Here is a 25,436-nt window from a genome sequence, read left to right as displayed (position 1 = left end):
GCATTAAACCCTAAATATTAAGGCATATGAAATAGAGCTGACGCTATCCCCACGAAGAGCCGGATATGTGCGATAGGTTCCGGCAACTTGAGGAACGGTCAGTCTTCATGACGAAGAGCATAATGGCAAATTCGGTTTTGAACGCAGCGGCGGGATTGACCCTGCTCGCGACCGGCTTTGCCTGTTCGATCATCGCGGCGCGCCTGCTCGGCCCGGAGGCCAACGGCATCATCGCCTTTTCCCTGTGGCTGACGACGACCGGCGCGCTGATCGCCGAGCTTGGTGCCGGTGTTACCCTGCTGCGCATCCTGCCGCAATTGAAGGGGAGCGGCTATTCTACTGAAGAACGGTTGGGTTTTGCCGCTTATCTCCTGCAGCCGACGATTCTCGCAACCGGAATTCTGCTTCTCGGCTACGCCGCTTATTATTGGGATACGGAGCGATTGCATTGGGCCGGCGACGCGTCCGCAGTCATTGCCATAACAGGCGTCTTCTTCGTCCTTCAGTCTCTCGGCGCCTACAGCAAGAACTATCTGATCGGCGAGCAGCAGGTCGGCGCGTTCCTGCGCATCACCGTGATAAGTTCGGCGCTGCAGCTCGTTACCGTCCTCTTCGGCGCGATTTTCTTCGGCGTCAGCGGTGCGCTTGCCGGTTACGCGATCGGTCAGCTGCCGATGTTCATCGCAACACTCAGGATTGCGATCGCCCGTAAGAACAGCTGCGGCGTCGGCCTTTCCGCTCTGATCAGTTCATCGCTCATTCTCTCGATCGAGCTCGTCAACAGCTCCGTCTTCCTCAATCGCATCGAACTTTTGTTCCTGCAGCGTTATTGGGGTATCGAAGCGGTTGGCTTTTACGCCGTCGGCCTGTCGCTCGCCAACCTCGCGCTGCAGCTGCCCGTACAACTGAGCGGCAGCCTCTTGCCCTATTATTCCGAACAGATGCACGCGCGGGAATCGGACAAACTGCCAGTCGAAGTCTTTGCCGGCGTGGCGCGCAGCATCGCCTATATCACCCTGCCGATGAGCTTCGGTCTCGCGGCCATCTCACCGGAGCTAGTCGTGACGATCTTCGGCCCGGCCTTTGCGCCGAGCGGCGGTATGGTGGCGCTGCTGTCCCTGACTGCCGTACCCTATGTCTTCATGCAGATCTGTACACAGTATCTTTATTCGCTCGATCGCGTGCGCGAACGCACCGTCATTGGCGTCGTCGCCAGCGTCATCATGGTCATCGGCTGCGTCATCGCCGTACCCTTTTACGGAGGCGAGGGTGCGGCGCTGGTCCGTCTGCTCGCCTTTGTCGCCCTGTGCCTGATGACGGTACGCCGCATGGAATTCGAAGGATCGACGCGCGGTATGCTCATCAACCTTGCAAAAGTCACGGTTGCTGCCATTCTGTGCGCGGTTGCAGCCTATGGTTTTGTTCAGGCGCTGACCGGTGTCGCAGGTCTCATAAGCGCTGTCATCGCCGGCGCACTGGCCTATGGCATCGCGCTCAGAATGCTGAAAGCCGTTCCAGCCGAAGATATCGAGGTCATGCAGAAGATCGCGACGCGATTGCCCGCACGTATCAATCCGATTGCCACTCAGGCTCTGGCCCTATTGGCCCCGCGCCGAATGTGAGGAGACTAGCATGGCTGGTTGGGGAGCCGCCGAAGAAAAAGACAAAGGAAGGCGGCTAAGATCGGCAGCGACCCCGGTAACCTTCGCCGGAACGGTCGGCCTGTTCACATCGGCCATGGCACCTTCACGCGGCACCGCCGTCCTGTTTCTCAGCCCCTGGGGGTTCGAGGAAATGTGCGTGCGCAAGTTCTGGCGGATTCTGGCCGAGGATCTCGCTGATATCGGCGTTGCCAGCCTGCGTTTCGATTATGCCGGCACCGGCGATGCGCTCGACCTCACCGATGAAGGCAAAGGCCTGGAGCCTTGGCAGGAAACCGCTCTCGCGGCAGCTGCAAAACTCAAGGCGCTTTCCGGCTGTAAACGGCTGGTCCTTGTCAGCCAAGGTCTCGGCGGAACCATCGCCGCCACTCTCGCCGAACATATTCCCGGTATTGACGGCCTCGCCTTTCTCGCGCCCGTCATCTCCGGCCGGGCCTATCTGCGCGAGCTGACCGTCTGGTCGAAGATGATCGACGAGAGCATGGGGCTGCCCGAAGCGCAGCGTCAGACGGAGGGTGTCACCGTCGCCAGCCTGCGCATGCCCGATAGCGCCGCCGATGCAGTCAGGAAGCTGAACCTCATGACGCTCGATCGGCTGGGCACCACAAACTGCCTCGTGCTGACGCGCCCCGGCCGTCCTGGAGACGCCGACTTCGCGCGTCATCTCGAAACGCTCGCTACCCAAGTCACGCAGGCCTCCTACGATGGTTATGACGATCTCGTCTCGAACCCAACCATCGCCACCATGCCGACGACAGCCGCCCGGAAAATAGTCGAATGGGTGCAGTCGGTCGCCGCCGAAACCAGTGAGATCGCATCGATCGATCTTGCGCCGCCGGCAACAGAGCCCCTCACCGGCGAAGACTTTCGCGAGACACCGCTACGCTTCGGCACGGAAAACCGCATGTTCGGCATTCTCTGCGAACCGCGGGGTATTGCGCGCACGGGCGCGACCGCGCTGCTCCTGACGACAGCCTATGACCGAAGCGCCGGCTGGGGCCGGATGTCGGTCGCCATGGCGCGCGCGCTTGCCCGCGACGGCATTGCCTCGCTGCGTTTCGATACGGCCAATGTCGGCGACAGTCCGCCGCTTTCCGATGCTCCGGAACAGGTACTCTATTCCCGCGAACAACATCGGGATGTCACCGAGGCGCTGGATCTTCTGGAGAGCCGGCATCTGCTGCCGGCCTATGTGGTGGGGCGCTGCAGCGGCGGCTATCTCGCCTTTCAAGCAGCGTTGCGCGACGCCCGTTGCGGCGGCCTCATCACGGTCAATCCCTACAGCTTCCATTGGGACGAGAGCCGATCGGTCGATGAAGCCCTGCGCTTCGCTCCCCGATCGCTCGAGACCTATGGCCGCAAGCTCCTGCAAATGGAGACGCTGAAGCGGCTCTTCGGCGGCCAGATCGATGCGAGAAGCGCCATATGCAACGTGGCGACCGGGCTCGGCCGGCGGGCGATACGATCGGCTCGCCAGCTGCTCGGTGCGTTCCCTATCTTCTCTGCGGCGCAAGGACCTGTGCTGGGCGGTTTCCGTACGCTCGCCAGACGCGGCGTCGACATGTCCCTGATCTACAGCGCCCACGATATTGGCCTCGACCACCTGCATGACCAGTTCGGCGAGAACGGCGCCGGCCTGAAGCATTTTCCGGATATACGCCTCACCATCATCCCCGAAGCGGACCACAATCTGACCCCGCCCTATGCGCGCAAGGTGTATCTGAGAGAGGTCAGGGAGATGGGTCTGAGGCTCGGCAACAGATGAGACCCTGGCCGGAAAACCGCCGGAAATGTTCGCCATATCCGATACTTGCTGTATAGTCGCTGCATGAGGCTCCTGATCGTCGAAGACAACCGCGAACTGGCGTCCTGGCTCGGCAAGGCGCTGCGTCAGGCGCAATATGTCGTCGACATCGCCTATGATGGCGAAGATGCCGAGCACATGTTGAAAGTCGCCGCCTACGCCATCGTCATCCTCGACCTGTCGCTGCCGAAAATGGACGGGCTGACGCTGCTCAAGCGCTTGCGCCAGAGTGGCAACAAGGTGCCTGTCATCATTCTGACGGCCAATGCCAGCCTCGATGGCCGGGTCGCCGGCCTCGACAGCGGCGCCGACGATTATCTGGCAAAACCCTTCGAGATTGCCGAGCTCGAAGCTCGCATACGGGCTGCCGTGCGCCGTGGTCATGACCGTGCCGCGCCTGAGATCGCCGTCGGCGACCTGGTATTCGATGGCGGCACGCGACAATTCTATCTGGCCGGAGAATCCCTGGCGTTGACGCCGCGCGAGCACGCCGTGCTCGAACATCTCGTCATGAAGGCCGGCACGACCGTCACCAAGGCGACGCTCTCGGAAAGCGTCTTCGGCTTCGATGATCTTGCCGACACCAGCGCCATCGAAATCTATGTGCATCGCGTCCGCAAGAAGCTCGAAGGCAGCACCGTGCAGATCGCAACGCTACGCGGCCTCGGCTATCTCCTTCGCCATGCACAATGATGAAGCTGCACCATCCAAGGGAATCCTGAGCCGCGCCGTCGGCGCGGTGAAGACGAGCCTGCGGGCGCAGCTTTTGGCCTGGGTCGTGCTGACCCTGATCGGCGCCATCTGCATCAATCTCTATCTAAGCTTCCGTTCGGCCGACGCGACGGCCAATCTCGTCACCGATCATACGCTCCTCGCCTCTGCACGCGTGATCGCCGAGGCCGTGCGCGTCGATGCCAACGGCACGGTGCAGATCGACATTCCGCCCGCCGCATTGGAAATGTTCGATACAGGCTATGGCGATCGTGTCTTCTATAAGGTCGTGACCGCATGGGGAAATCTCGTCGCGGGCTTCCCCGACCTGCCTCGGCCGGAGCGTGACAGCATCGGCGAAGACAGGACCTTTCGGACCGACGGCGTCCGCGTGCTCATGCTGAGCCATCCCGTTGTTGGCCTCGATCAGGACAGCACCATTTCCGTCGCGGTTGCCGTCACGCACAACAGCCAGGATGCCATGCGCCGCCGGCTGTGGCTCTCGGATTTCACCAAGCAGCTGGCCCTCGTCCTGCTCGCCGGCCTGGTGACCATCATTGGTCTGCAGCGCGGCCTTGCGCCGGTGCTGCGGCTGCGCGATGCCGTGCGCGAGCGCGGCCGCCAGCGTCTCGATCCGCTCGACCCCCATATGGTGCAGAACGAGCTTCGGCCGCTCGTCCATGCCCTCAACGATCATATGGAGCGGGTGCAGAACCAGATGGCCGCGCAGCGCCGCTTCGTTTCGAACGCCGCCCATCAGCTGCGCACGCCGCTGGCGCTGATTTCGACGCAGGCGAGCGTCGCTGCCCGCGAGACGGACAATATCAGACGCGACGAGGCGCTGACGGCGCTGCGCTCCAGCACACGGCAAGTCACGCGGCTTGCCAGTCAGCTCCTCACATTGTCTCGTGCCGAGCACGGCAGCCGGCGACCACGCAACGATACTATCGACCTCGCCGAAACAGCCAGACGCGTGCTGGAAACGCTCGCCGAGGAAGCCTTGCGCCGCAATATCGACCTGGGTCTCGAGGCGAGCGAAAAGCCGGTCTGCGTCGAGGGCGACGGCACCATGCTGCGCGAAATGCTGGTCAATCTTATCGACAATGCCTTGCGTTACACGCAGGACGGCGGCCGCGTGACTGTTGGCGTTGAACAGGAAGACGACACGGCGCTTTTATGGTTCGAAGACAATGGCCCGGGCATTCCCGAGGCCGAGCGCGCCCATGTGTTCGAACGCTTCTACCGCATCATGGGCACGGAGCCGGAAGGCAGCGGCCTGGGGCTTGCCATCGTCCGCGAGGTCGTCGACGGCGCCGGCGGTTCCGCCGCCCTCGCCGATGCCGCCGGTGGCGGCCTGCTGGTCAGTGTTCGGCTGCCGGCGGTTTGAAAGTGCAAGCGGCGGTGATGGCGAGATAGTCCCCTCTCCCCGCGCGCGGGGAGAGGGTTAGGGTGAGGGGCTGCTCCTGAAGAATATGGAAGCACCTTGCTTGCGGCGCTTCTCGCGGAAAGCCAATCAAAACTCTCCCTCAAGTCGACAGCCCGTGGCCCCTCACCCCAGCCCTCTCCCCGCAAGCGGGGAGAGGGAGCCGCCTGCGTAAAACAAAAAAGGCCGGGCAAGATGCCCGGCCCCCGGCCTTGGGAGGTGCCAGTAATTGGCTGCTTAGTGCGTGTCGAGGCTCTGCTGCGGACGCCAGCGGGTGATGCGGTTTTCGATGAGCGTCATCACATATTCGGCGCCGAGCGTGACGACCATCACCAGGATGATCGCGGCATAGAGGCCGGCGGCATCATAAGTGCCCTTGGCGATCGAGATCAGGTAGCCGATACCGGCCAGCGATCCGACGAACTCGCCGACGATGGCGCCGATGATGGCGAAGGAGAAGGAGATGTGCAGGCTTGCAAAAATCCAGCTCATTGCCGACGGCAGGATGACGTTGCGGGTCACCTGCCAGTTGGAGGCGCCGAGGATGCGGGCATTGGCGATCATGTTGCGATCGGCTTCGCGGACGCCCTGGAAGGCATTGGCGAACACGACGAAGAACACCATGATAAAGGCGAGCGCCACCTTGGACGGCAGGCCGAGACCCATGATCATCACGAAGATCGGCGCGAGAACGACGCGCGGAATCGAATTGATCGCCTTGATGTAGATCGACAGGATATCGGAAGCGAGCTTGTTGCGGCCAAGGGCGACGCCGACGAGAACGCCGGTCACCGAGCCGATGATGAAGCCGATCAGCGCTTCTTCCATGGTGACACCGAGATGATACCAGAGCGAGCCGCTCTCGGTGCCTTCGGTGATCCAGTCCCAGAGGCGCAGTGCGATGCCATAGGGGCTCGAATAGAAGAACGGATCGATCCAGTGTAGGTCGGAGGCAAGCTGCCAGAGGCCGAGGATGGCGAGCAGAATGCCGATCTGCCAGGCCTTGACGACATACTTGCGACGAGCGAGCGCCTTCAGCGCCGCAGCTTCGATTTCCGCGTCCGAGGTGCCGGCACGGAAGATCGGGGCATTGCCTGTTTCGAGGGCTGTGTTTGCCATGATCAATCCTCCCTTATGCCGCTTCAGCGGCACGGCGATAGCTGGTTTCGACCTCTTCGCGCAGGTCGTCCCAGATCGTCTTGCAATAATCGATGAAGTTCTGCTCGTAGCGGATCTCCGAAACGACGCGCGGTCGCGGCAGGTCGATCGTGTAGACCGATTTCACCGTCGCCGGGCCGGCAGTCAGCACATAGACCTTGTCGGCAAGCGCCACGGCTTCTTCGAGATCGTGCGTCACGAAAACGACCGATGCCTGGCGTTCGGCCCAGAGCTTCAGCAGTTCTTCATGCATGACCGTGCGGGTCTGTACGTCGAGGGCCGAGAAGGGCTCGTCCATCAGCAGGATTTCCGGCTCGTTGATGAAGGTCTGCGCCAGCGAAACGCGCTTGCGCATGCCGCCCGAGAGCTGATGCGGATAGTGATGCAGGAACTTCGAGAGGCCGACGCGGGCGAGCCAGTCCTTGGCCATCTTCTCGGCCTCGGCCTTCGACTTGCCGCGAAACAGTGGGCCGGCCATGACGTTTTCGATGACGTTCTTCCAGGGGAAGAGCGCATCCGTCTGGAAGGCGAAGCCGACGCGAGGGTCGATGCCGTTGACCGGGCCGCCCATCAGGCGAACTTCGCCGGCGCTCGGCTTGGCAAGGCCGGTGACGAGGTTGAGCGTCGTCGACTTGCCGCAGCCCGTCGGTCCGACAACAGCGACGAATTCGCCGCGTTCGACGGTCATGTTGAAATCGCGCAGTGCGGTCAGCGATTTGCCGGTCGGCGATACGAAACGGCGGCTGACATTGATGAGCTCGATCGCCGGTGCGCGGCGTTCATCCTGTTGCATGGTGCTGATCCTGACGCGTGCCTTCAGGGCGTGCACGCAAAGCCCAGTGAACTGCAAATCTTTTGAACTGCCGCTTCCGGAACCTGTTTGAAAACTGGCCGGAAGCGGCGTTCTGACTGCTTACTTGACGTTCTTGACGAATTCCGTCGTGTAGGTCTTCGACAGATCGATCGTCTTGCCCTTCACGTTCTTCGAGAACTGCGAGAGCACGGCGAGAACCGTCTTCGGACCATCTTCCGGCATCACGCCGTCGGCCGTGAACATTTCCTTGCCGGCGTCGAGAGCCTTGATGTAGCCGTCCTTGTCGCCGACGTAGAAGTCCTTCGGCATCTTGTCGGCAATTTCGGCGGCGGAATGCGTATTGATGAAGCGCAGCGTCTTGACGAAAGCATTCGCCAGCTTCTGCACTTCGTCCTTATGCGCATCGACCCATGCGGCATCCATATAGAGCGATGCGGCCGGATAGGTACCGCCGAGCGCAGCTTCGGTGCCCTTCAGCGTGCGCAGATCGACGAGGATCTTGGCTTCGCCGGTCTTCAGCAGGCGCGAGATCGTCGGCTCGGTGGTCATGCCAACCTGGATGGCGTCCTGCTGCATCGCGGCGATGAAGGTCTGGCCGGCACCGACCGGAACAGGCGTGATGTCGGCCGGCGAGAGACCAGCCTTCGACGCCATGTAGAGCGTCAGGAAGTTGGTCGACGAGCCGAGGCCGGTAACGCCGGCGCGCTTGCCCTTGAGGTCGGCGAAGGACTTGATATCAGGATACTTCGACGAAACCAGCTCGACTTCGCCCGGAGCCTGGCTGAACTGCACGACGGACTTGATGAACTTGCCCTTGGCCTGCAGGTCGACACAGTGATCGTAGAAGCCGACGACGCCCTGAACGGCGCCTGCGAGCAGCTGGTTTTCAGCGTCGACACCGGCGGATTCGTTGAGAAGCTCGACGTCGAGGCCTTCATCCTTGAAGTAGCCGAGGGATTCGGCGAGCTTGGCCGGCAGATAGATCTGCTTTTCGTAGCCGCCCACCATGATGGAGATCTTGTCGGCAGCATTGGCGGCCGTCGCTGCAAAGGAAGCGGCAGTCATGACGAGAGAAAGGGCTACGGTGTGAAAAAAGGTGCGCGATGGACGCATCAATGTCTCCTCCTGTTTGAATCATTGCGCCATGCGACGCTGCAGAAAAGGTGCTTCCTCCACGAAGCTTAGCCAAACTAACGTAGGCTACCTTTCAGCTAGCTTTCAGCTTTCAGCCCCTTGAATGCGACATTGCAATTTTATTAATGCGAACGCCGGCGGCACGAATATGTGCCGCCGGCGTTCGTCTGTCACTTCGCGATCTGACGGAAACCCAGCCCTTGTCGAGACCGGGAACGATGCTCCGAACTACTTGGCGTTCTTGACGAATTCCGTCGTGTAGGTCCTCTTCAGGTCGATCGACTTGCCCTGGACGTTCTTGGAAAACTCGGAAAGCACGGCAAGAACGGTTTTCGGGCCGTCTTCCGGCATGACGCCATCCGGCGTGAACATGGCCTTGCCGTTTTCGAGCGCCTTCACATAGCCTTCCTTGTCACCGACATAGAAGTCCTTCGGCATCTTGTCGGCAATCTCGGCGGCCGAATGGGTGTTGATGAAATGCAGTGTCTTGACGAAAGCGTTCGCAAGCTTCTGCGTTTCCTCCTTGTGGTCCTTGACCCATGATTCCTGCATATAAAGAGACGCTGCCGGATAGGTTCCACCCAGAGCAGCTCTTGTCCCGTCCATCGTGCGCATGTCGATCAGAACCTTGGCCTCGCCGGTCTTCAAGAGACGCGAGACCGTCGGCTCGGTCGTCATGCCCGCTTGGATGGCATCCTGCTGCATGGCCGCGATGAAGGTCTGGCCGGCACCGACCGGAACGGAGGTGAATTCCCCAAGCTTCAAGCCTGCCTTGACGGCCAGATACTGCGTCAGAAAGTTGGTTGAAGAACCGAGGCCGGTAACGCCGAGGCTCTTGCCCTTGAAATCGGCGGGGGCCTTGATCTCCGGATGCTTGGCCGACACCAGCTCGACTTCGCCGGGGGCCTGGCTGAACTGCACGACCGATTCGACGAACTTGCCCTTGCCCTGGAGGTCGATACAGTGATCGTAGAAGCCGACGACGCCCTGGACGGCACCAGCCAGCATTTCGTTTTCCGCATCAACGCCTGCAGGCTCGTTCAGAAGCTCGACGTTCAGACCTTCCTCCTTGAAGTAGCCGAGGCCTTCGGCAAGTTTGGCCGGCAGATAGATCTGCTTCTCGTAGCCACCCACCATGATCGAGATCTTATCAGCAGCATGCGCCGCTGGAGCCGCAAAGGAAGCAGCTGTCATGACGAGGGATAGGGCTACGGTGTTAAAAAGAGTGCGCGACGAACGCATTAAGGTCTCCTCCGGTTTGAATGCTCACGCCATACGACGCTGCGCAAAATTGCTTCCTCCACGAAGCTTAGCGAGCTTAAGACGGGCAACCTTTCAGTCGGCTTTCAGTGCGCGATCCGAAGGGGTGACGTTGCAAGTTTATTTCCTTGGTATTCGTGCTGCAAATTTGGCCGTTCTCATTGCCGAAGCACCAGAGAGCGGGATCGCTTTACAACGAGAAGCGCTGCCCGATCTTGGCAACTGCCGCGGCGCGACTATGTAAGATCCATGCTTTCGCCGAGGGGGCCGATCCATGAGAAGTGCAGCCTTAGCCGTTACTCTATCAGCACTCATGATCGCCGGACCGGCATCGGCAATTTCCCGCTACGAGTCACTGAGCAAAACCTGCGCTGCCGTTCAGCAGCTCATCGCAAAGGAACGTGCAGTTATATTGCGCTATCCTGCGCCTCGCGGCGGCCCGGTTCTCTACGATCGCTATGTGGCCGACAGCGGTCAATGCGACATATCCGATTATGCCGGCCGCAGCTACGTACCGACGAGGGATAACCCGGTTTGCCCCGTCTACAATTGCAAGCCGTCCTCCATCTTCAATCCACATTGACGCGAATCAGCTTTTCTGTGGTTTATGCGTGTGTGGAGTTACAAAATTTAACATAAAAAGACTTTTAGTTGAGCTCCACCCACATTTAACGCACATTTTGCGGGCAGATAGAGCACGCGCCCTTTATCGTGAAGGGTCAACGTATGGTGTAATCCGCCAGCCCTATTCGAATAAGGAGATTGCGCAGTGAGTGCAAAAGTACCGAACCCGATCGATGCCTATGTAGGCTCTCGCGTGCGCACGCGCCGTCTTATGCTTGGCATGAGCCAGGAGCGGCTTGCGGAACAGATCGGCGTGACGTTTCAGCAGGTGCAGAAATACGAAAAGGGCACGAATCGTATCGGCGCCAGCCGGCTGCAGGCCATTGCTGGCGTGCTCGCCGTACCGGTTGCCTTCTTCTTCCAGCAGGACAATTCGCAGCCGCTGAACACCGATGGCCTCGGCGCAATCAACGGCCTTGAGGATCTGTCGGACTTCCTGACGTCCAAAGAGGGTCTTAGCCTCAACAAGGCGTTCATGAAGATCAACGATCCAAGCATTCGCCAGTCCGTGCTGACGCTGATCAAGTCGCTGGCAAATGCCTCCGACGTGCTGCCGGATCATATCCCGCGCGCGACGAACGTATCGGTCGGCCTGCGCAACTAAACAAGGTCGCACAAAAGTGCGCATCGGTTTTGCGGCAACGACATGCGCAAAATCAAAAGCCTAAAATGCAAGAAGCGAATCTGAAAGATCGCGATGCGCTTTGGGGCCGGAGCTCTCCCCGAAGATTCCAGTCTGTCTAGCCTGGCAACGGCTCGAAGCGGGCCGCCAAGATCGATATCCTGGCGGCACCAAAATCTCGCCGACCGCGGAAACATAGGCGGATTTTGCGCGCAAATATTCGACGCGAAGCCCCTTCTTATTCCTCGCATGCCGCATTTCACGCCTTGAAATTGCAAAATCAAAAAATCGCCGCAATCACGCATCGTGTCACGCCGCATGTCACGCGCCAAGCTGCAAAACATTCGTTACGGTTTGCTCATGTTCCCGGCCAGACACGATTCGTCTGCCGGGAACGGGGCAATAGAGGGCACGAAATGACAGCAGCACTTCCGATCGACGCCGCATACCAGGACCCAGACTCGCTCAAGGAACTGGCATCAATCGCTCGGCTCATCACTTACGCACGGCAGAGCGCCAAAAACCTGAATGCGGAATTCCCGGTCTGGTGCCTGGACTTGGCGCTCGGGGCCGTGCTGCAGGAAATGTATGAAAATGGCTTGCCCAATCCCTTGTTCGAAGAGGGAACGGACATAGCAAACGTGGTGGCACACTGAATTGGAGTAATTCCGGCCTCTGCCGGATACGGGACGATGCCGGTATGGCTCAGCAGGCCATATCGGCATTTTTCTTTTGCGAGCCGAAATTGTCGGGACAAGAGGCCGAGAACATGTTGCCCAAAAGTCTGCGGCGGCCTTGCGACAACGACATGCGCAAAATCAAGGGCCTAAACACGGGGACGCGAATCCGAGAGATCGGACGCGCTTTAGCGGTCACCTTTGCGCGGCTGGACGCCGGCGGTAAAAATCGCGATACAATGGCGGACATGACGCAACCGCGTTTCGCGGTCCGGCCAATCTTTCGGACGACCCGGCCTCGAAATCATCGCGTCGAAGATCACGCTCATCAACATGCGCGCTCCGCTTGCCGCATCGGCAATTTCGATCAGGCCGCGCCGCTGCTGCTCGATAAGCCAATCCGCCAACATCCGCTGTGATTGTCTCGCACCATAAGTGTGCATCAATGTCGCGATCTCCGGAGATTGCTGCGATTCACTGATGGCAAGGTGAATGAAGGCATCCCGTTCACGCTCCTGATCTTCATCAATGTCGATCATGAATATCAGCTCGAGCGCCTTGTCGAATGGCAAGCTCTCATCCGCAGGCCGCGGCAGGGCCAGCATGGATGCGCGATGCTCGACGATGATGGCCATGAAGAGATCGGTCTTGCCTGGAAACAACCTGTAGAGGGTCTGCTTCGAAATCCGGCACCGGGCAGCAACCAGATCCATGGTTGTACCGCCGTAGCCCAGCTCATAGAAGGTCGCGCGCGCCTCCGCAACGATCTCCGCGCGGCGCGCATCGTCGTTCACGGTTTTCGGACGGCCGCGCGGGCGTCGCTTGGCGGCCTGATCGGCCTTGGCTGTTCGTTCCTTTGTCAGCACACCGTCTTGACCCCAACAGCCGAATACGATTGACATTTGAAGCAGTACAAATATTTTCTGTACGACTTGGTACTATAAATAAGGCAACAGGAAATAGCAACGTGCGAAAGCTCGCCCCTCCCACTTCTGCACTCGCATATCCGGTGATATCCGCTCGTCTTTCGATTGGCCGCGGCTCACTGACCGCCGCCGGAATTGTCGCCGCGATGTTGCTGGCAGGCTGCAACCAGCAGAATTCCGCCCAAAACACCGCTCCCGTCGTCAAGACGGAAGTCAGCGCGATGTCGCTGCATCCGCAATCCGTCGCCATCACCGCCGAACTGCCTGGCCGCACCAGCGCCTACCTCGTCGCAGAAGTGCGACCGCAGGTCGGCGGCATCATCCGCAGCCGCAACTTCAAGGAAGGCAGCGAGGTCAACGCGGGCGACGTGCTCTACGAAATTGATCCGGCCTCTTTCCAGGCATCCTATGACAGCGCCACGGCTTCCCTGCAGAAGGCGGAGGGAGCCGTGCCGAGCGCCCAGTCAAAAGTAGATCGCTATAAAAGCCTGACGGCGCAGGACGCAGTCAGCAAGCAAAATCTGGACGATGCACTTTCCACTTTGGCTCAGGCGAACGCAGACGTGGCATCGGCGAGAGCAGCCCTGGAAACGGCACGTATCAATCTCAACTACACCAAGATGCGCGCGCCGATCGGCGGTCGCGTCGATGCTTCGGCCGTCACGGTCGGCGCCCTCGTCACCGCCGAGCAGACAACGGCGCTGACCACCATCCGCCAGCTCGACCCGATCAATGTCGACGTCACCCAGTCGAGCACCAACTTGCTCGAATTCCGCCGTGCCGTCGCCGAAGGCCGGCTGAAGACGAGCGGCGACAACGTCTCCGTGCACCTGACGCTCGAGGACGGCAGCCAGTACAAGGAAACCGGCAAGCTCGAATTTGCCGAGTCCTCTGTCGCCGAAACGGTTGGTACAATTACCGTCCGCGCCGTCTTCCCCAATCCCGATCGTGTTCTGCTGCCCGGCATGTATGTGCGCGCCACCATCCAGGAAGGCATTGCCGAAAACAGTTTCCTGGTGCCGCAGCGCGCCGTGACGCGCAACACGAAGGGCGAGCCGATCGCCATGTTCGTGACAGCCGAAGGCAAGGTGCAACAGCGGGTCCTGAAGGTGGAGCGCAGCATCGGCAATAGCTGGCTGGTGAATCAGGGCATAACCGATGGCGATCGCGTTGTCGTCGAAGGCGTCCAGCGCATCCGCGACGGGCAGGAAGTCAATGTCTCTCCTGTGACCATCGACGATGCGACCGGCGAAGTGAAGCAGGCCGCAGCCGACAGCAAGCCATCAACGGAGCAGGCCGGACTGGAAAAGACAGATACCAAAGCCGCCCCCGGCGCTCAGAAGTGAGGTGGTTCAATGTCTCGTTTCTTCATTGACCGGCCGATCTTTGCCTGGGTAATCGCCATCGTCATCATGCTGGCGGGTGCGCTGTCGATCTTCACCCTGTCGATCTCGCAATACCCGCAGATCGCACCGACAACGGTGAGCATTTCCGCCACCTATTCCGGCGCAGACGCCGCAACCGTCGAAAACTCGGTGACCAAGGTCATCGAGCAGGGCATGACCGGCATCGATAACCTTGACTACATGACGTCGACCTCGACCTCGACCGGCCAGGCATCGATCTCGCTGACCTTTAACAACAAGGCGGATTCCGACGTTGCGCAGATGCAGGTGCAGAACAAGCTGCAGCTCGTCACCGCGCAATTGCCGACGACGGTTCAGACAAGCGGTATCGTCGTTTCCAAATCGACTTCGAACTTCCTCATGGTCGTCGGTTTCGTATCGACGGACGGCAAGCTCAATTCGAACGACCTCGCCGACTACGTTTCGAGCACGCTCAACGATACGCTGAAGCGTATCGAAGGCGTCGGCAACACGCAGATTTTCGGCTCCGGATACGCCATGCGCATCTGGGTCGATCCCGACAAACTTGCCAAGTATCAGCTGATGGTGAGCGATGTCACCACCGCGATCCAGGCACAGAATTCGCAGGTTTCTGCCGGTCAGCTCGGTGCCCTGCCGCAGCGCAAGGGTCAACAGCTGAACGCGACGGTAACCGCCAAGAGCCGCCTGCAGACGCCCGAGCAATTCGAAAACATCATCCTGAAGAGCCAGTCCAACGGCTCGCTCGTCCGTCTTAACGATGTCGCCACCGTCGAGCTTGGAGCGGAAAGCTACACGACGTCGAGCACCTATAACGGTCATCCTTCGGCCGGTCTTGCCGTCATGCTCGCTTCCGGCGCCAATGCCATCAACACGGCGGAAGCGGTCAGGACGACCATCAACAATCTGAGCCAGACCCTGCCGCCGAATGTCGAAGTCGTCTATCCCTATGACACGACGCCGTTCGTGAAGCTGTCGATCGAGGACGTGGTCAAGACGCTGTTCGAAGCCATCGTGCTCGTCTTCATCGTCATGTTCGTCTTCCTGCAGAACATCCGCGCCACGTTGATCCCGACGCTCGCCGTCCCGGTCGTGCTGCTTGGCACCTTCGGCGTACTCTCGCTGTTCGGCTATTCCATCAACACCTTGACCATGTTCGGCATGGTGCTGGCGATCGGCCTGTTGGTCGACGACGCCATCGTCGTCGTCGAAAACGTCGAGCGTGTGATGGAGGAAGAAGGGTTGTCGCCACGCGAGGCGACGATCAAGTCGATGCAGGAAATCACCGGCGCGCTGATCGGCATCGCCACGGTTCTGTCGGCCGTGTTCATCCCGATGGCCTTCTTCTCCGGTTCGGTTGGCATCATCTACCGGCAGTTCTCGGTGACGATCGTCTCGGCAATGGTGCTTTCCGTCATCGTCGCCCTGATCCTGACGCCGGCCCTTTGCGCCACCATCCTGAAGAAGCCCAAGCATGGCGCGAAGGAAAAGGGCGCCTTCGGCTGGTTCAACCGCAACTTCGAACGAGGAACGCGCGGCTATCAGCGCACCATCCATGGCATGATCCGCCTGAGCATCGTCTTCCTGCTCATCTTCGTCGCCATCGGCGGCGGTGTTGCCTACCTCTTCAATCGCTTGCCCAGCTCCTTCCTTCCGGAAGAGGATCAGGGCATCCTTCTGACCGCGATCCAGCTGCCTCCGGGCGCGACGGATTCCCGAACGTGGACGGTGCTTAACCAGGTCAAGGACTACTATCTCAACAACGAGAAGGATTATGTCGAAGGCGCTTTCGCCGTCGCAGGCTTCGGCTTCAGCGGTCAGGGCCAGAACGTCGGTATCGTCTTCGTCAGGTTGAAGGACTTCGATCAGCGCAAGACGCCGCAGTCGAAGGCACAGGCCATCGCCGGCCGCGCCATGGGCGCTTTCTCGAAGATCAAGGACGGCAGCGTCTTCGCGCTGGCACCGCCGGCAATCCCCGGCTTCGGCAGCTCGAGCGGTTTCGACTTCTTCATCAAGGATATCAACGGCTCCGGCCACGCCGCGCTCATCCAGGCGCGCAACCAGTTGCTCGGCGCAGCCGCCAAGAATCCGAAACTCTTCGGCACCCGTCCGAATGGCCAGGAAGATACGCCGCAATATTCCGTCAATATCGATCAGGAAAAGGCGAGCGCACTGAACATCACGCTCTCTGACATCGACACGACGCTATCGACGGCCTGGGGCGGCACCTACGTCAACGACTTCATCGACCGCGGTCGCGTCAAGAAGGTCTACGTGCAGGCGGACAAGGACTTCCGCATGCAGCCGGAGGACTTCGGCCGCTGGTATGTGCGCAACTCCGGCGGCGACATGGTGCCCTTCTCGGCCTTCTCGAACGGCCAATGGACCTACGGTTCGCCGCGCCTGGAGCGCTATAACGGCTCGTCCGCCGTCGAAATCCAGGGTGCGGCAGCGCCGGGGGTCTCCTCCGGTGACGCCATGAACGAGATCGACAAGATCATGGCGACCCTGCCGCCAGGCTTCAGCCATGAATGGACCAGCCTGTCCGCCCAGGAAAAGCTTTCCGGCAACCAGGCAAGCCAGCTCTACGCCATCTCCATCCTGGTCGTCTTCCTGGCGCTCGCAGCCCTTTATGAAAGCTGGTCGATCCCGCTCGCCGTCATGCTGTCGGTACCGATCGGCATCTTCGGTGCGCTCTTGGCCGCAACCCTGTTCGGCCAGTCGAACGACGTCTACTTCAAAGTCGGTCTCTTGACGACCATCGGCCTGGCGGCGAAAAACGCCATCCTGATCGTCGAATTCGCCATCGAGCAGCAGAACCAGGGCAAGAACCTGATCGATGCCACGCTCGAAGCATCCCGCCAGCGTCTGCGGCCGATCCTGATGACCTCGCTTGCCTTCATCCTCGGCGTTCTGCCGCTGGCGATCGCCAATGGGGCCGGTTCCGGCAGCCAGAACTCGATCGGCATCGGCGTCATGGGCGGCATGATCTCGGCGACCGTTCTCGGCGTCTTCTTCATCCCGCTGCTCTTCGTCTCCGTCCGCCGTGTCTTCAAAGGCAGGATTGGCCCGGTGACCACGCAGGAAACGCCGGCGCCCGATAGCGGCACCACGCACTAACGAAACGCCGCCCGCCCTCGACATCAAGAAGCGGGCGGTGGTCTTGATCGAACCAAAGGGGCTCCCGCGATAATGCAGAAGCCCCTTTTGGTTTTGATATCGTGGGAGCCGAAGGAATTTCCTACTGTGCATGGGGGCGTGGCGTCACACCTGCCAACCTTCGCCAAGCACTTGGAAATCGCCCCTGGGAACGTAGGACAATCGTATGTGAGGCAAAAACGTTGCCGCGCATCCCCTTCCCCCTCGGGGACAGAGCAATCGTATATGGTGCAGATCATCTCCGGAATCTTCTTCTCCCCGTGGAGAGAAGGGGTACGCGCCAGCGATCAATGGAGTTAAGCTCAACTCAGCTCGAAGCGACAGGCACCGATACCACAGACTGCGCCTTCGGCGACCATTTTGCATGCAGCTTGGCGAGCATCAAGTAGATGATCGGCGTCGTATAAAGGGTCAGCACCTGCGAAACGACAAGGCCGCCAACGATGGTGATCCCAAGCGGCCGGCGCAGCTCCGAACCGGGGCCGGTTGCGATGATCAGCGGAATGGCGCCCATCAGTGCGGCGAGCGTGGTCATCAGGATCGGCCGGAAACGCTTGAGGCACGCCTGATAGATCGCCTCCTCCGAAGACAGACCGAGTACGCGCTCGCCCTGCAGCGCAAAATCCACCATCATGATACCGTTCTTCTTGACGATGCCGATCAGGAGGATAATGCCGATGAAGGCGATAATCGTCAGTTCGGTACCGCTGATGGCGAGCGCAAGCAGCGCACCGAGGCCGGCCGATGGCAGCGTCGAGATGATCGTCAGCGGATGCGCCAGGCTTTCATAGAGGATGCCGAGCACGATATAGACCGTCAGCAGCGCCGCCAGAAGCAACAGCGGCTGGCTGCCGGACGATTGCGTGACGCTTGCGGCGTCGCCGGCAAAATCCGCATGCAGCGTATCGGGCAGGTGCATGTCCAGCACCGCCTTCTGGATGGCGTCGTTCGCCACCTGCAGCGGTGTATTGAGCGCCAGATTGTAGGAGATGGTGACGGAGGGATATTGGCCTTGGTGATTGACCACCAGCGGCGCCAGCGTCCGGTCGATCGACGCCACCGCGCTCAGCGGCACCTGCGTGCCGCCGGATGCCGGCACATAGAGCTTGGAAATATCGTGCGGGTCGAGAGCATAGTTCGGATCCGCCTCCAGCACGACACGATACTGGTTGCGCTGCGTGTAGATCGTCGAAATCTGCCGCTGCGCAAAGGCATTGTTGAGCGCGGAATCAATGGACTGGATGTTGACGCCGAGCTGGGAAGCGAGGCTCCGGTCGATATTGACGGTCGCCTGCAGGCCGTTGGGCTGCCTGTCGGTCGCGACATCGGTCAATCCCGGCAGCGCCTGCATGCGCTCCAGCACCTTCGGTGCCCAATCCACCAGTTCGTCGTAGTTCGCACCCCAGAGCGTGAATTGATACTGCGATTGCGACTGGCGTGCGCCCGCACGGATATCGCCAGGGGAAAACAGGAAAGTGCTGAGCCCCGGAACGGCCATCAGTTGTTTGCGAAGACGGTCGATGACATCAGCCGTCGACGCCCGCTCCGATTCCGGCTTGAGCGAGATTAAGAGCTGCCCGCGGTTGATGGAGCTGGAGAAGCCACCGCCACCCACCGAAGATCCAAGACCCGAGACCGCAGGATCCTTGGCGACAATATCTGCCGCCTGCTGCTGCAATTTGACCATGGCCGGATAGGAAATATCCGTCGCCGCCTGCGTTCCGCCCTGGATGAAGCCAGTGTCATCCTGCGGAATGAAGCCCTTCGGAACCTTGACGTAGAGATAGCCCGACATGACCACGCAGCCGATGATGACGAGCACCGACAACACCCGGTGATGCAGCACCGCCTTCAGTGTACGGCCATAAAAGCCGATAATCGCGCTCAACGTGCCCTCGACGACGCGGCCGAACAGGCCCGGCCGGGCATCGACATCATGCTGGCGCAGGCGATGGCCGCAGATCATCGGCGTCAGCGTCAACGATACCAGCGTCGAAACGACGATGGTGAAGCCGAGCGTCAGCGAGAAGGTCTGGAAGAAGCGGCCGACAATGCCGCCCATGAAGAATAGCGGGATGAAGGCGGCGAGCAGCGACAGACTGATCGAAACGACGGTGAAACCGATCTGCCTGGCACCTTCGAGCGCCGCCCGCATCGGCTTCATGCCCGTTTCGAGATTGGCATAGATATTCTCGATCATGACGATGGCATCGTCGACGACGAAGCCGACCGATACCGCTAGCGCCATCAGCGAGAGATTGTCGATCGACAGCCCGAAGAGCCACATCGCGGCGAAAGTGCCGGCCAGCGACAGCGGCACGGTGACGCCGGCGGCGACAGTAGGTGTCGCGCGCCGCAGGAACACGAAGACGACGGCCATGACCAGGCAGATGGTGGCAAGCAGCGTCCACTGCATGTCGTTGACGCTGGCATGGATCGTCGTGGTGCGGTCGGAAAGGATCGATATTTTGACGCCGGCGGGAATGAGCCGCTGCAGCTCCGGGATCAGCTGCTTGACGCCATCGACGGTGGCGATGACGTTCGCATCCGCCTGCTTGGTGATGTTGAGCAGCACGGCCGGCTTGCCGTCATACCAGGCATCCGAGCGGCTGTTGCGCACGCCGGGCTCGACGGTGGCGATATCTGAGAGGCGGACGGCCGTGCCGTCGCCGCCTTGGACGATGATCCGCCCATAGGCCTCCGGCGTCCGCAACTGGCTGTTCACGGCAAGGGAGAACGCACCCGAGGCCCCATCGATGGAACCGAACGGTCCGAGCACGCTGGCATTGACGATCGCCGTGCGGACGGCATCGAGCGACAGGCCCATGGCCGAGAGCCGGTCGGGATCGAGCCTGACGCGCACGGCCGGTTGGTCAGCGCCGCTGACGGTAACGCCGCCGACGCCGTCCACCTGCGAGATCCGTTGCACGACCACCGTGTCGGCGGCATCGTAGATGGCGCTTGCGGGGACATTGTCCGACGTCAGCGCCAGAATCAGGACGGGTGCCGCCGCCGGGTTGATCTTGCGGAAGGACGGCAGGGTCGGCAGATCGCCCGGCAGATCGGTTGCCGCCGCGTTCAGCGCCGCCTGCACGTCCTGTGCAGCGCCATCGACGCTGCGCGAGAGATCGAATTGCGCAATGATGCTGCTCGATCCAAGCGAGCTGACCGACGTCAATTGCGTAATGCCGGCAATGGTGCCGAGATGGCGTTCGAGCGGCGCTGCGACGCTTGCCGCCATGCTGGCTGGATCGGCGCCCGGACGGCTGGCGGAGACGACGATCGTCGGCAAATCCACGGTCGGCAGGCTTGCGACCGGCAGGAAGCGATAGGCAACGATACCGAGGATCATCAGCCCGATCGCCAGAAGCGTCGTCCCGACAGGGCGTTTGACGAACGGCTCGGAGATGTTCATGTCTCGCCACCCGCCAATTCGTTCATCTCGGCGCTCGGCGTGCCGCTGTTGCGGCCGACGACCTTGGCGCGCAAGCGCTCGAAGGCCAGATAGATCACCGGCGTCGTATAGAGCGTCAGAAGCTGCGAAAGCACGAGGCCGCCGATGATGGTGATCCCGAGCGGAATGCGCAGTTCGGCGCCCGTGCCCTGCGCGAGCGCCAGCGGCAGCGCGCCGAAGAGTGCTGCGAGCGTCGTCATCATGATCGGGCGGAAACGCAGGATCGACGCCTTCAGAATGGCTTCGCGCGGCTCAAGACCTTCCTTGCGTTCCGCCTCCAGCGCGAAGTCGATCATCATGATCGCATTCTTCTTGACGATACCCATCAGAAGCACGATGCCGATGAGGGCGATGATCGACAGGTCCTGTCCGAACAGCATCAGCGCCAGAAGCGCACCGACGCCGGCCGAGGGCAGCGTCGACAGGATCGTCACGGGATGAACGGCGCTCTCGTATAGCAGGCCGAGCACAATGTAGATCGTCACCACAGCCGCGAGGATCAGCCATGGCTCGCCCGCAAGCGACGAGGCGAATTCCTCGGCATCGCCCGAATACTTGCGCTGGATATTGTCGGGCATGCCGATGTCCAGCTCAGCCGCCTTGATTTCCGCCACGGCGTCGCTGAGCGACGCGCCTTTGGCGAGGTCGAAGCTGAGCGTCACGGCCGGGAACTGCTCGTCATGGCTGATGACCAGCGGCGCGGTCGTGAAACTCGCCGTGGTGAAGGCATTCAGCGGCACCTGGGTGTCGCTGGCGCCGGCGACATAGAGCTTGTCGAGCGATTTCGGATCCGACTGGTATTGAGGTGCTGCCTCCAGAATGACGCGATACTGGTTGGCCTGGCCGTAGATCGTCGCGATCTGCCGCTGGCCGAAGGCATCGTTCAGCGTGTCGCTGACGGCCTGCATCGAGACGCCGAGCCGCGAGGCCGTCTCGCGGTTGACGTCGACGAAGATGCGCCCGCCGCCCATTTCGACTTCGGAGGAGACATCGATGAGCTTCGGGCTCTCCTGCAGGCGCTGCGCGAGCTTCTGCGACCAGTCGACGACGGTGTTCGTGTCCGTACCCGTCAGAGTATATTGATAGGGTGCGCGGCTTGCCCTGGTGCTGATGGAGATGTCGCGCACGCTCTGGAAGGTGACGTGGATGCCGGGCATACCGGTGACTTCGCCGCGCATCCGGTCGATGATCTCGTCGGCGGAAGCATTGCGCTGGTTGCGCGGCTTCAGGACGAGGCTGAGGTTGCCGGTATTCAGCGTCAGATTGCTGGCACTGGCGCCGATGACGGAAACCACGCCGCTGACATCCTGATCCTTGCGCAGCCGATCGGCCACATCAGCCTGGATCTGCTTCATCGTTTCGAACGAGGTCGTCGGCTCCGCTTCGATGACGGCGGTGATGAGGCCGGTATCCTGCGCCGGCAGGAAGCCTTTGGGAATGACGACATAAAGCGCGATCGTCGCGATCAGCGTCACCACCGTCACCAGCAGCATGAGGCCGCTGCGATCCACCGCCCAGACGAGGCTGCGTCGATAACCTTCGATCATCCAGTCCGTAAAGCGATCGGCGCCGGCCAGGAAACCACCCTGGCGCTCTTTAGGCTTGCGCAGGATGCGCGCGCACATCATCGGCGTCAGCGTCAGCGAGACGACGGCCGACACGACCACGGCGATGGTCAGCGTCAGCGCGAATTCGCGGAACATGCGCCCGACGATGCCGGTCATGAACAAGAGCGGAATGAAGACGGCAACGAGCGAGACGGTCAGTGAAATGATGGTGAAGCCGATCTCGCCGGCCCCCTTCAGCGCCGCCTGCATTGGGTTTTCGCCCTCCTCGATATGGCGGGCGATGTTCTCGATCATCACGATGGCATCGTCGACGACGAAGCCGGTGCCGATGGTCAGCGCCATGAGCGAGAGATTATCGAGGCTGAAGCCGGCAAACCACATGACGCCGAAGGTCGCAATCAGCGACAGCGGTAAGGCAACCCCGGCAATGAAGGTCGCCGTCATTGTCCGCAGGAACAGCAGCACGACGAGGATGACGAGGCCGATGGAGATAACCAGCGTCCACTGCACGTCATGGATCGAAGCCCGGATCGTCTCGGTGCGGTCGTTGACGATATCGAGGGAAACGCCGGCCGGCATGGCCTGTTTCAGCTTCGGGATCTGCTTCAGCACGTTCTCGACCGTCTGGATGACGTTGGCGCCCGGCTGGCGCATGATGTCGAGAATGACGGCGGGCTGGCCCTGATACCAGGCGCCGACGCGATTGTTCTCCAGCCCCTCGACGACGGTTGCGACGTCCTTCAATTGCACCGGCGCGCTGTTGCGATAGGCGACGATGACGGACCTGTAGACGTTGGGATCGACGATCTGGTCGTTGGCCGCGAGCGTGAAGCTCTGCTGTGTGCCGTCGAGCGAGCCCTTGGCGCCGGCAACGCTGGCGTTGGTGATCGCCGAACGGATATCTTCCAGGGCGAGCCCGTAGGAGGCGAGACGCGGCAGGTCCACCTGGATGCGGATGGCCGGCTTGACGCCGCCCTGGATATTGACGTCGCCGACGCCGGAGACTTCGCTCAGGCGCTGCGCCATCATAGTATCGGCGAAATCGCTGAGCTCGCGGATCGAATAGCTGTTCGAGCGCAGAGCGAGCGTCACGATCGGCGTGTCGGCCGGATTCACCTTCGAATAGGTCGGCGGATAGGGAAGCGTGCGCGGCAAGGTCGAGCCGGCCGCATTGATCGCCGCCTGCACATCCTGCGCGGCACCATCGATATCGCGGCCGAGGTCGAATTGCAGCGTAATCTGGCTGATGCCGAAGGCACTCGACGAGGTCATCGACGCAAGCGACGGGATCTGGCCGAGCGGCCGTTCCAAGGGTGCCGTCACCAGGGCAGCCATCGTGTCGGGATCGGCGCCCGGAAGCTGCGTCGTCACCTGGATCGTCGGGAAATCCACCTGCGGCAGTGGCGCAACCGGCAGGAAGAGGAAGCCGAGAATGCCGCCCAACAGAACCGCCACCCCGAGAAGCGAGGTGGCGATCGGCCTGGATATGAAGAGCGACGAGACGTTCATTGTTGCTGTGTCGGCGTGGTGGAGGAATTGTTGGAGGCCGAGCCGCTGCCCGTATCCGCGCCTTGCGCGCCACCGGCGGCCGGCTGACCATCCTGGCCGCGATGGCCGTTGTGACCGCCGGCACCGCCCTGACCACCTTGACCACCCTGGCCATTGTGGCGGCGATGCGGGCGTTCGCTGGCATTTGCAGTACCAGCACCGCTATTCTGCTGGTCGTTTTCTGCGACCGGCTGCCCGTTGTTGTCGGTTGACGGAGCAGCCGGCGACGTCTGATCCGGATTGGCCGAAATCTGCACCTTCGATCCATTCTGAAGCCGCGCGAAGCCTGTTGTCACCACCTTGTCGCCCGGCGAGACGCCGTCGGCGATCACGGCGAGCGTATCGTCCTGCTGGCGCACCTTCACCGTCTTCATCGCAACGGTCTGGTCCTGTCCGATGATGTAAACGAAGGTTCCGTTCGGCCCGCGCTGTACGGCGCCGCTCGGAATGACGGTGACCGCCTTCAGCGTCTCCACGAGCAGGCGGGCATTGACGAAGGCGCCGGGCCACAGCGCGAGCTTGTCGTTCGGGAAATTGGCCTTCAGCTTGACCGTACCCGTGGTCGGATCGACCTGATTGTCGACCACTCCGAGCGAACCATTGTCGACGACCGTCTCGCCATCATTGCCCATGGCCTGGACGGAAAGCGTTCCGGCAGCACTTGCCGCATTGACGCGGGCAAGCTGCTGTTGCGGGATGGAAAACAGCACGGAAATCGGCTTGATCTGCGAAAGCGTCACGATACCGGTCGTATCGCCGGAGCTGACGAGATTGCCGACATCGACGTTGCGGATGCCGGTGCGCCCATCGAAGGCTGCCCTGATCGTCGTATAGTCAAGCGTCGCCTGCGCACTTTCGATCGCCGCCACATCCACCTGCACCTGCGCGGTATATTGCGCCACCAATGAGGTCTGCGTGTCGACCTGCTGCTGCGTGCCGGAAGCGCTCTTCACCATCAGCTGATAGCGCACGAGATCGCGCTGGGCGCCAGCGAGCAGGGCTTCATCCTGCGCCTTCTTGGCAATCGCCTGGTCGAGCTGCGCCTTGTAGACGGAATCGTCGATACGAGCGATGACGTCGCCCTTCTTGATATCCTGGCCTTCGACGAAATTGATTTCGACGACCCTGCCGTTGACCTGCGCGCGCACCGTCACGGTATTCAAGGCCTTCACCGAACCCACGCCATTGATGTAGACGGGCACGTCGGCCGTCGTCGCATCGGCGGCAAGTACGGGAACCGGCCCGCTGAACTGCGACATGCTGCGCCGCCCGCCACCGCCCTGCCCCTGGCCGCCACGGCGTCCGCCCTGGGCCTGCTCCGCAGGCGCAGCCGCGTTCTGATATCCGAGCAGCTTTTCCGCCGGCCCAAGCCAACGATCGCGGGTCGCATAGGCGCCGTATCCCACAGCGCCGATTACCGCCAGCCACACCACGACCCGAAATGTCCGAGCCATCCAAACACCTTTCCTCAAGACCTCGGGCGATCTCTGACCCCCGAAACTGACGGC

The 25,436-nt window shown here is 61.1% G+C and carries 18 protein-coding genes; 10 read left to right on the top strand and 8 right to left on the bottom strand.

The window, feature by feature from the left end:
* Positions 1-107 precede the first annotated feature (107 nt).
* The 4 genes from GA0061100_RS15385 to GA0061100_RS15370 all read left to right on the top strand — a co-directional run bounded on the left by GA0061100_RS15385 (position 108) and on the right by GA0061100_RS15370 (position 5,563).
* Positions 108-1,622 (top strand): lipopolysaccharide biosynthesis protein, encoded by a 1,515-nt coding sequence (locus GA0061100_RS15385; RefSeq protein WP_075853563.1) that lies wholly within the window; start codon positions 108-110, stop codon positions 1,620-1,622.
* 10 nt (positions 1,623-1,632) lie between these two features.
* Positions 1,633-3,426 carry an alpha/beta fold hydrolase gene (locus tag GA0061100_RS15380; RefSeq protein ID WP_075853562.1) on the top strand — a complete coding sequence of 598 codons (1,794 nt, stop codon included), beginning with the start codon at positions 1,633-1,635 and terminating at the stop codon, positions 3,424-3,426.
* Positions 3,427-3,489: 63 nt separating this feature from the next.
* Entirely contained in the window at positions 3,490-4,158 is a 669-nt protein-coding gene (locus tag GA0061100_RS15375; protein ID WP_075853561.1) for a response regulator, read from the top strand.
* Positions 4,148-5,563: a sensor histidine kinase gene (locus GA0061100_RS15370; protein ID WP_075853560.1), complete on the top strand. Its 1,416-nt coding sequence runs from the start codon at positions 4,148-4,150 to the stop codon at positions 5,561-5,563. Before GA0061100_RS15375 ends, GA0061100_RS15370 begins: the two co-directional genes overlap by 11 nt.
* A 273-nt stretch (positions 5,564-5,836) precedes the next feature.
* Here GA0061100_RS15370 and GA0061100_RS15365 read toward each other — a convergent pair whose 3' ends face one another.
* The 4 genes from GA0061100_RS15365 to GA0061100_RS15350 form a co-directional block, all read right to left on the bottom strand.
* Positions 5,837-6,718, bottom strand: coding sequence for an ABC transporter permease (locus GA0061100_RS15365; RefSeq protein WP_075853559.1), 882 nt, complete (start codon positions 6,716-6,718; stop codon positions 5,837-5,839).
* Between the two features lie 13 nt (positions 6,719-6,731).
* The gene (locus tag GA0061100_RS15360; RefSeq protein ID WP_075853558.1) at positions 6,732-7,550 is read right to left on the bottom strand and encodes an ABC transporter ATP-binding protein; all 819 of its coding nucleotides are present in this window, start codon (positions 7,548-7,550) and stop codon (positions 6,732-6,734) included.
* 120 nt (positions 7,551-7,670) lie between these two features.
* Entirely contained in the window at positions 7,671-8,684 is a 1,014-nt protein-coding gene (locus tag GA0061100_RS15355) for an ABC transporter substrate-binding protein (protein WP_075853557.1), read from the bottom strand.
* A gap of 249 nt (positions 8,685-8,933) precedes the next feature.
* The gene (locus GA0061100_RS15350) at positions 8,934-9,947 is read right to left on the bottom strand and encodes an ABC transporter substrate-binding protein (protein WP_075853556.1); all 1,014 of its coding nucleotides are present in this window, start codon (positions 9,945-9,947) and stop codon (positions 8,934-8,936) included.
* Between the two features lie 292 nt (positions 9,948-10,239).
* On the opposite strand from GA0061100_RS15350, the gene GA0061100_RS15345 reads away from it, so the two are divergent.
* From GA0061100_RS15345 to GA0061100_RS15330, 3 genes are all read left to right on the top strand, one after another.
* A complete protein-coding gene (locus GA0061100_RS15345) occupies positions 10,240-10,548 on the top strand; it encodes a hypothetical protein (RefSeq protein WP_075853555.1) in 309 nt (102 codons plus the stop codon).
* 186 nt (positions 10,549-10,734) lie between these two features.
* Positions 10,735-11,193: a helix-turn-helix domain-containing protein gene (locus tag GA0061100_RS15340; protein WP_075853554.1), complete on the top strand. Its 459-nt coding sequence runs from the start codon at positions 10,735-10,737 to the stop codon at positions 11,191-11,193.
* Between the two features lie 434 nt (positions 11,194-11,627).
* Positions 11,628-11,867 (top strand): hypothetical protein, encoded by a 240-nt coding sequence (locus GA0061100_RS15330; protein ID WP_075853552.1) that lies wholly within the window; start codon positions 11,628-11,630, stop codon positions 11,865-11,867.
* A 209-nt stretch (positions 11,868-12,076) separates the two neighbouring features.
* Here the strand turns inward: GA0061100_RS15330 and GA0061100_RS15325 are convergent, their stop codons facing one another.
* Complete coding sequence (locus GA0061100_RS15325; RefSeq protein ID WP_244557856.1) at positions 12,077-12,601, bottom strand: TetR/AcrR family transcriptional regulator; 525 nt, start codon at positions 12,599-12,601, stop codon at positions 12,077-12,079.
* Here GA0061100_RS15325 and GA0061100_RS35150 point away from each other — a divergent pair.
* The 3 genes from GA0061100_RS35150 to GA0061100_RS15315 all read left to right on the top strand — a co-directional run bounded on the left by GA0061100_RS35150 (position 12,503) and on the right by GA0061100_RS15315 (position 17,319).
* Positions 12,503-12,787, top strand: coding sequence for a hypothetical protein (locus tag GA0061100_RS35150; protein ID WP_244557859.1), 285 nt, complete (start codon positions 12,503-12,505; stop codon positions 12,785-12,787). The two genes, GA0061100_RS15325 and GA0061100_RS35150, sit on opposite strands and share 99 nt — an antisense overlap.
* A gap of 68 nt (positions 12,788-12,855) precedes the next feature.
* Positions 12,856-14,160, top strand: coding sequence for an efflux RND transporter periplasmic adaptor subunit (locus GA0061100_RS15320; protein ID WP_075853551.1), 1,305 nt, complete (start codon positions 12,856-12,858; stop codon positions 14,158-14,160).
* Positions 14,161-14,169: 9 nt separating this feature from the next.
* Entirely contained in the window at positions 14,170-17,319 is a 3,150-nt protein-coding gene (locus tag GA0061100_RS15315; RefSeq protein ID WP_075853550.1) for an efflux RND transporter permease subunit, read from the top strand.
* A 346-nt stretch (positions 17,320-17,665) separates the two neighbouring features.
* On the opposite strand, the gene GA0061100_RS15310 is transcribed toward GA0061100_RS15315, so the two are convergent.
* The 3 genes from GA0061100_RS15310 to GA0061100_RS15300 are packed head-to-tail and all read right to left on the bottom strand — an operon-like array spanning position 17,666 to position 25,382.
* Positions 17,666-20,773: an efflux RND transporter permease subunit gene (locus GA0061100_RS15310; RefSeq protein ID WP_075853549.1), complete on the bottom strand. Its 3,108-nt coding sequence runs from the start codon at positions 20,771-20,773 to the stop codon at positions 17,666-17,668.
* Positions 20,770-23,889 carry an efflux RND transporter permease subunit gene (locus GA0061100_RS15305; protein ID WP_075853548.1) on the bottom strand — a complete coding sequence of 1,040 codons (3,120 nt, stop codon included), beginning with the start codon at positions 23,887-23,889 and terminating at the stop codon, positions 20,770-20,772. The genes GA0061100_RS15310 and GA0061100_RS15305 overlap by 4 nt, the downstream gene beginning before the upstream one ends.
* On the bottom strand, positions 23,886-25,382 hold the full coding sequence (locus tag GA0061100_RS15300; RefSeq protein WP_075853547.1) for an efflux RND transporter periplasmic adaptor subunit: 1,497 nt from the start codon (positions 25,380-25,382) through the stop codon (positions 23,886-23,888). Before GA0061100_RS15300 ends, GA0061100_RS15305 begins: the two co-directional genes overlap by 4 nt.
* Between the last annotated feature and the right edge of the window lie 54 nt (positions 25,383-25,436).

It is taken from the genome of Martinezella hainanensis, from assembly GCF_900094555.1.
In the GTDB taxonomy this organism is placed as follows: domain Bacteria; phylum Pseudomonadota; class Alphaproteobacteria; order Rhizobiales; family Rhizobiaceae; genus Rhizobium; species Rhizobium hainanense.
Note: the sequence above shows the minus strand (reverse complement) of the source record. Positions and strands in the feature narration are given on the sequence as shown.

Excerpts from the sequence above, each read along its gene's own strand:
- GA0061100_RS15385 (WP_075853563.1), top strand. The coding sequence starts at position 108 with ATGACGAAGAGCATAATGGCAAATTCGGTTTTGAACGCAGCGGCGGGA.
- GA0061100_RS15380 (WP_075853562.1), top strand. The coding sequence starts at position 1,633 with ATGGCTGGTTGGGGAGCCGCCGAAGAAAAAGACAAAGGAAGGCGGCTA.
- GA0061100_RS15375 (WP_075853561.1), top strand. The coding sequence starts at position 3,490 with ATGAGGCTCCTGATCGTCGAAGACAACCGCGAACTGGCGTCCTGGCTC.
- GA0061100_RS15370 (WP_075853560.1), top strand. The coding sequence starts at position 4,148 with ATGCACAATGATGAAGCTGCACCATCCAAGGGAATCCTGAGCCGCGCC.
- GA0061100_RS15365 (WP_075853559.1), bottom strand. The coding sequence starts at position 6,718 with ATGGCAAACACAGCCCTCGAAACAGGCAATGCCCCGATCTTCCGTGCC.
- GA0061100_RS15360 (WP_075853558.1), bottom strand. The coding sequence starts at position 7,550 with ATGCAACAGGATGAACGCCGCGCACCGGCGATCGAGCTCATCAATGTC.
- GA0061100_RS15355 (WP_075853557.1), bottom strand. The coding sequence starts at position 8,684 with ATGCGTCCATCGCGCACCTTTTTTCACACCGTAGCCCTTTCTCTCGTC.
- GA0061100_RS15350 (WP_075853556.1), bottom strand. The coding sequence starts at position 9,947 with ATGCGTTCGTCGCGCACTCTTTTTAACACCGTAGCCCTATCCCTCGTC.
- GA0061100_RS15345 (WP_075853555.1), top strand. The coding sequence starts at position 10,240 with ATGAGAAGTGCAGCCTTAGCCGTTACTCTATCAGCACTCATGATCGCC.
- GA0061100_RS15330 (WP_075853552.1), top strand. The coding sequence starts at position 11,628 with ATGACAGCAGCACTTCCGATCGACGCCGCATACCAGGACCCAGACTCG.
- GA0061100_RS35150 (WP_244557859.1), top strand. The coding sequence starts at position 12,503 with ATGCTCGACGATGATGGCCATGAAGAGATCGGTCTTGCCTGGAAACAA.
- GA0061100_RS15325 (WP_244557856.1), bottom strand. The coding sequence starts at position 12,601 with ATGGATCTGGTTGCTGCCCGGTGCCGGATTTCGAAGCAGACCCTCTAC.
- GA0061100_RS15315 (WP_075853550.1), top strand. The coding sequence starts at position 14,170 with ATGTCTCGTTTCTTCATTGACCGGCCGATCTTTGCCTGGGTAATCGCC.
- GA0061100_RS15310 (WP_075853549.1), bottom strand. The coding sequence starts at position 20,773 with ATGAACATCTCCGAGCCGTTCGTCAAACGCCCTGTCGGGACGACGCTT.
- GA0061100_RS15305 (WP_075853548.1), bottom strand. The coding sequence starts at position 23,889 with ATGAACGTCTCGTCGCTCTTCATATCCAGGCCGATCGCCACCTCGCTT.
- GA0061100_RS15300 (WP_075853547.1), bottom strand. The coding sequence starts at position 25,382 with ATGGCTCGGACATTTCGGGTCGTGGTGTGGCTGGCGGTAATCGGCGCT.